Source organism: Streptomyces lushanensis (assembly GCF_001700515.1).
In the GTDB taxonomy this organism is placed as follows: domain Bacteria; phylum Actinomycetota; class Actinomycetes; order Streptomycetales; family Streptomycetaceae; genus Streptomyces; species Streptomyces lushanensis.
Genome location: NZ_MAUD01000205.1, coordinates 1 through 6244, shown reverse-complemented (window position 1 = coordinate 6244; position 6244 = coordinate 1). Strand labels below are relative to the sequence as shown.

At 70.5% G+C, this 6244-nt stretch carries 3 protein-coding genes; 1 reads left to right on the top strand and 2 read right to left on the bottom strand.

Going from position 1 to position 6244, the window contains the following annotated elements:
* Positions 1-72: 72 nt before the first annotated feature.
* Positions 73-2649 carry an ABC transporter permease gene (locus BFF77_RS18375; RefSeq protein ID WP_066950883.1) on the bottom strand — a complete coding sequence of 859 codons (2577 nt, stop codon included), beginning with the start codon at positions 2647-2649 and terminating at the stop codon, positions 73-75.
* Positions 2646-3434, bottom strand: coding sequence for an ABC transporter ATP-binding protein (locus tag BFF77_RS18370; protein ID WP_066950880.1), 789 nt, complete (start codon positions 3432-3434; stop codon positions 2646-2648). The genes BFF77_RS18375 and BFF77_RS18370 overlap by 4 nt, the downstream gene beginning before the upstream one ends.
* Before the next feature lie 939 nt (positions 3435-4373).
* On the opposite strand from BFF77_RS18370, the gene BFF77_RS18365 reads away from it, so the two are divergent.
* A complete protein-coding gene (locus tag BFF77_RS18365) occupies positions 4374-5972 on the top strand; it encodes an MFS transporter (protein ID WP_245703578.1) in 1599 nt (532 codons plus the stop codon).
* The last annotated feature ends 272 nt before the right edge of the window (positions 5973-6244 follow it).

Below are 6244 nucleotides of genomic sequence, written 5' to 3'. Positions count from 1 at the left end.
CCTCCCGGCCCCGGTGGGTGTTGGAGGACACCCACCGAGGCCGGGAGGATCACCTTATCGTCCGCGCTCGTCCTACTCCGTGGCGATCGCGTTCAGTACGTTCATCCGGCCCGCGCGGAACGCCGGGACCAGGGCGGCGAAGAGGCCCACGAAGGCCGAGGCGACGAAGACCGTGAGGATCGTCGGCCAGGGGATCTCCAGGACGCCCAGGCCCTCCAGGGCCAGCAGCTTCTGGGCCGCCGTGCCCCAGCCCATGCCCAGGCCCAGGCCGAGCAGGGCGCCGAAGAGGGCGATGACCACCGACTCCAGGCGGATCATGCGGCGGAGCTGGCGGCGGGAGAGACCTATCGCGCGCAGCAGACCGATCTCGCGGGTGCGCTCCACCACCGACAGGGCGAGGGTGTTCACCACACCCAGCACCGCGACGATGATCGCCAGGGCCAGCAGACCGTACACGATGTTGAGGAGCTGGCCGATCTGGTCCTTCAGGTCCTGCTTGAAGTCGGTCTGGTTCTGCACCGTGTACTGCGGATAGGCGGTGAGCGAGTCCTTGAGGGCCGCGTACGCCTCCTTGTCCTTGCCGTCCACGGCCGCCGCGAACATGATCATGTTCTTGGGCATCTTGTCCGCCGGGACATACTTCTCGGCGGTCGTGATGTTGGTGTACATCGCGCCCTTGTCGATACTCGTGTCGTCCGAGGTGATCGCCGCGACCTTCAGCTTTCCGGTCCGACCGCCGGGGAAGACGACCGACATCTCGTCGCCGACCTTCACCCCGTGCTCCTTGGCGTACACGTCGCCGACCGACATCGCGTCCGTGCCGTACGCCTCGGACAGCTCACCCGCGGTGGTCTCGCGGCGCAGGTCCTGGGCGTACGTCGGGTCCGCGGCGACGATGCCCTCCGTGGCCGTCCTCCCGTCCGGAGAGGTCAGCTTGACGTCGACCCACTTGTACTCGGTGACATGCTCGATGTCCGGCGCCTTCTCCAGCGCCGCCTGGGCCTGCGGCATGATCGGCTGCCCGTTGCCCGACTGGATGATGAAGTCCGCGCCGACGGACTTGTCCAGCTCGTCCGTCGCCGAGGCGACCATCGAGGAACCGACCACCGAGAGACAGGCCACCAGCGCGAGCCCGATCATCAGGGCGGCGCCCGTCGCTCCCGTACGCCGCGGATTGCGCAGCGCGTTGCGCTCGGCCATCCGTCCGACCGGGCCGAACATCCGCAGGACGAACGCGCTCAGCACCCGGATCAGTCCGCCCGCGAGCAGCGGGCCGATGACGACGAACCCGATCAGCGTGAAGACCACGCCCGCGCCGAGGAAGAGCGAGCCCTCGCCCGCCTTCTCGGCCCGCGTCGCGACGAGCAGCGCGGCGGCGCCGGCGCCCGTGAGCACCAGTCCGATGATCGCCCTGATCAGACCGGCCCGGCCGTCTGCGGGCATACCCGCGTCTCGCAGCGCGGCCATCGGTGAGATCTTCCCGGCCCGCCGCGCCGGCATGTACGCCGAGACGACGGTGACCACGATGCCGAGCACCAGCCCGACCACCGGAGTCGTCCACTTCACCGTCAGATCCTGGGTGGACAGCTCCATCCCGACGGAGGACATCAGCTGCATCAGCCCGACCGCGAGCCCCACTCCGGCGGCGACTCCGGCGATCGAGCCGAAGATCCCGAGCAGCACGGCCTCCAGCAGCACCGAGCGGTTGACCTGCCGACGGCTGGAGCCCAGCGCCCGCATCAGACCGATTTCCCGGGTCCGCTGGGCGACCAGCATGGAGAAGGTGTTGACGATCAGGAAGATCCCGACGAGGAAGGCGATCCCGGCGAAGCCGAGCATGGCGTACTTCATCACATCGAGGAACGAGCCGACGTCCGCGCGGTTGGAGTCCGCGGCCTCCTGCTGCGTCTGGAGCTTGTACGGTCCGCCGGCGAGCACCGCGGCCACGTCCCGCTTGAGGACGTCGTCGCTGACGCCCGGCTCTGCGGTGACATTGACCTGGGTGAACAGGCCGGTGGCGCCGAGCAGTTCGCGCTGGGAGGTCGCGGTGTCGAAGTAGACGACGGCCGCGCCCGGGTTGGTGACGGTGAAGGTCGCGATCCCGGAGATCTTCGCCGTGAGGTCGCCCGTGACCGCGATGGTGCGCAGCTCGTCACCGATCGCGAGATGGTGCTTCTCGGCGGTGTCGGCGTCGACCATCACCTCGGTCGGGCCGCGCGGGGCATGACCCGAGGTGATCTCCATCGAACGGAGGTCGTTACGGGTCCAGTTGCCGGCGATCGTCGGGGCGCCGCTGGTCGCGCCGACGTTCTTGTTGTCGGCGTCGACGACGGTCACACTCATGCTGCTGACGGCGCCCTCGGCGGACTTGACGCCGTCCGCCTTCCGTACCGTCTCCACGAGAGAGGCGGGCAGCGTCTCGGGCTTGCCGGTCTGCGATATCTCGTCGCCGCCCTTGGCGGCCTTGGGGCTGACCGTGACGTCCGAGGCGGTCGCGGCGAACAGCTTGTCGAACGTCGTGTTCATCGTGTCCGTGAACACGAGCGTGCCCGAGACGAAGGCGACCGACAGCAGGACCGCGACGGCGGAGAGCGCCATCCGCCCCTTGTGCGCGAAGAAGTTGCGCATCGAGGTCTTGAACACGGTCACGACGTACGCCCCCGGGCGTCGAAGTCCTTCATACGGTCGAGGACGGCCTCGGCCGTCGGCCGGAACATCTCGTCCACGATCCTGCCGTCCGCCAGATACAGCACCCGGTCCGCGTACGACGCGGCCACCGGGTCATGGGTGACCATCACGATCGTCTGGCCCAGCTCGTCCACGGATCTGCGCAGGAAGCCCAGCACCTCGGCGCCCGCCCGCGAGTCCAGATTGCCGGTCGGCTCGTCACCGAAGATGATCTCGGGACGCGCGGCGAGCGCCCTGGCCACCGCGACCCGCTGCTGCTGACCGCCCGAGAGCTGGGTCGGCCGGTGCTTGAGACGGTCGGCGAGGCCCACCGTCTCCACCACCCGCCGCAGCCAGGGGCCGTCCGGCTTACGGCCGGCGATGTCCATGGGCAGCGTGATGTTCTCCAGGGCGTTGAGCGTCGGCAGCAGGTTGAACGCCTGGAAGATGAAGCCGATCCGGTCCCGGCGGAGCTGGGTGAGGTGCTTGTCCTTGAGCTTGGTGATCTCGGTCTCGTCGAGGTGGATCTCGCCCGAGGTCACGGTGTCGAGACCGGCGAGGCAGTGCATCAGCGTCGACTTGCCGGAGCCGGACGGGCCCATGATCGCGGTGAACTGGCCGCGGGCGATGTCCACATCGACATGGTCCAGCGCGACGACCCTGGTCTCGCCCGAGCCGTACGCCTTGACGACCTGCCGCGCTCGCGCCGCGACGGCCGTACGCCCTCCCGTGCCCCCGTGCTTGGGGATCGTTACAGCCGTTGTCACGGTATGTCTCCTCAGTCAGTTGATGGATGGTCAAACAGTCATGCGTCGATGCGATGGAACGGTGCGGCGATGTGGCGACGCGCCCGTGCGTGGCGTGGTGTACCGGTGTGGTCGGCACCGATGGCCCCCGTGAACCCGTGCCCCAAGTCTGTCGACTTCGAAGGCCCGGTGCGCTGGTGCTCAGCGCAGTCTTCGCCTGGGGTTTTCCCCACCCCCGTGCTGCGGAGAGCCCCCCTCGTGCGCTCTCCGTGGCGTAAGACCAAGGTAAGGAACACCGGCCGCGCTTCTCCTCCTCCACCGGGACGAACCGTCCCTGGCCGGAGGTAAGGAGAACCCCCTAGGGGTCTCGGCCCTGGGACGGAGACCCTGGGTGGAGACCGGTGGAGAGGGGGAGGGAGGCCGGTGGCGACCGGTGAAGGCCGGTGGCGACGGGGGGCGTGAAGCGGATCGCGCCCTCCCGCCGCGAGAGGTACGGGTGAGAAGGTGTCTCCCGACGAGATACATGCATAGGGAAGGGATCCCGTGAGCGGCGCCGGCGACAGTACCGAGGACACCGGACGTACCGAAGCGATACCCGAAGCCCCGCCGGCGGGTACCGGTCCGCCGCCGGGGCCGAACCCGACCCGCCCGTCCGGGCCGCCGTCGAGACCGTCCACCACGGCATCCGGAGCACCCGCCGGACCCGGGCCCGGAGCGCCGCCCGGACCCTCCGCCGGGCCTACGCCCGGACCGTACGCAGGGCCCGCGCCCGGACCCTCCGCCGGGCCTACGCCCGGACCGTACGCCGCGCCCGCGCCCGCGCCCGCGCCCGGAGCCTCCGCCGGATCCGCGCCCGGACCGCCCGCCGGACTCATCTCCGGACCACCACCCGCCGGACCCGCGCCCGGAGCGTCCCGTGGGCCGCAGGAGCGCGGCAGGGGCCCGGTGGTCGCCGCCCTGATGCTGGGCATGGCGCTCGCCGCACTCGACGGCACCATCGTCTCCACGGCCGTCCCGCAGATCGTGGGCGACCTCGGCGGATTCGCCGTCTTCTCCTGGCTGTTCTCCGGCTATCTGCTCGCCGTGACGGTCACCCTGCCGGTGTACGGCAAGCTCTCCGACACCTTCGGCCGCAAACCCGTGCTGATCGCGGGCATCGTCGTCTTCCTGATCGGCTCACTGCTCTGTGCCACCGCGTGGAGCATGGCCTCCCTGATCGCCTTCCGTGTCGTCCAGGGCCTCGGCGGCGGCGCGCTCCAGGGCACGGTGCAGACCATCGCCGCCGATCTCTACCCGCTCAAGGAACGGCCCAGGATCCAGGCGAAGCTGTCGACGGTCTGGGCCACCTCCTCGGTCGCGGGACCGGCCCTGGGCGGACTGCTCGCGGGATACGCGGACTGGCGCTGGATCTTCCTCGTCAATCTGCCGGTGGGCGTGGTGGCGCTCTGGCTGATCGTCACATATCTGCGCGAACCGGGCCGTACGACTGCGAGCCGTACGACACCGCGCCCCGCGACACCGCCCGGCGCCACCGCGCGGGGCACGGGACCGAGCCGTACGGCGCCTGGCCGTGGGCATGCGGCCCCCGGCCGTACGGCACGGGCGTCCTCCGGGGCGCGCGGCGGCGCCGCGCTGCGGCACCGGGTCGACTGGGCGGGCGCGCTCGCCGTCTTCGCCACCGGCGCGCTCCTGCTCACCGCGCTCGTCCAGGGCGGTGTCGCCTGGCCCTGGCTGTCCCCGCCCTCCTTCGCCTTCCTCGGCGGCAGCGCGGTCCTCGCCGCGGTGACGGTCGTCATCGAACGGCGAGCCGCCGAACCGATCATCCCGGGCTGGGTCTGGCGCCGCCGCACCATCGCGGCCGTCAATCTGGCGCTCGGCGCACTCGGACTGCTGATGGTCGCGCCGACCGTCTTCCTCCCGACGTACGCGCAGTCCGTGCTCGGCCTCGGGCCGATCGCCGCCGGCTTCGTGCTCTCCGCGATGACACTGAGCTGGCCGGTCAGCGCCGCCCTGTCCAACCGTGTCTACAACCGCGTCGGCTTCCGCCAGACCGCCGTCCTCGGGATCTCCCTCGCGATGCTGATCCTGCTCGCCTTCCCCCTCCTCCCGTTCCCCGGGCAGGCCTGGCAGCCGGCACTGATCATGCTGCTCCTCGGCGGTGCGCTCGGGCTGTTCCAGCTTCCGCTGATCATCGGGGTGCAGGCGACGGTCGGCTGGTCGGAGCGCGGAACGGCGACCGCGTCGATCCTCTTCTGCCGCCAGGTCGGACAGAGCGTGGGCGCCGCGGTGTTCGGCGCAGTCGCCAACGGCGTGCTCGCCTCCCGGCTCGCCGATCCGCCCTCGCCCGGACTCCCCCGCGATCTGGACTCGGTCTCGACCGCCCTGGAGAACCCGGCCGCGCTCACCGCCGAAGCCGCGGACCATCTGCGCCGGGCGGTGGACGCGGCGGTGGACCACGTCTATCTGGGCGCGGCGGTCGCGGCGGCGCTGGCCCTGCTCGTCCTGCTCGCACTGGCCCCCAGACGCTTCCCGGTCATCACCGAGAAGGACGCCGACTAGGTCCTGTCCCGAGGGATCAGCGCGGTGATCAGTGCGGGGGCCAAAACGGTGATCAACGCGGGGATCAACGCGACTCACCGAGTCGTCCGCACCCGGGACATGGACAGGCCCCATGAGGAGGCCCGGAGGTATGTGGCCCGTCCCCATTGTGTTCCGGTCACCCGCGGCCGAAGATCCTCGGCACCGCACACCTGGGCCCCCACAGTGAGGACACCCGATGACCACGGCACCCCCACAGGAGCCGCAACCGGAGCCGGATGTGAGGACCGGCC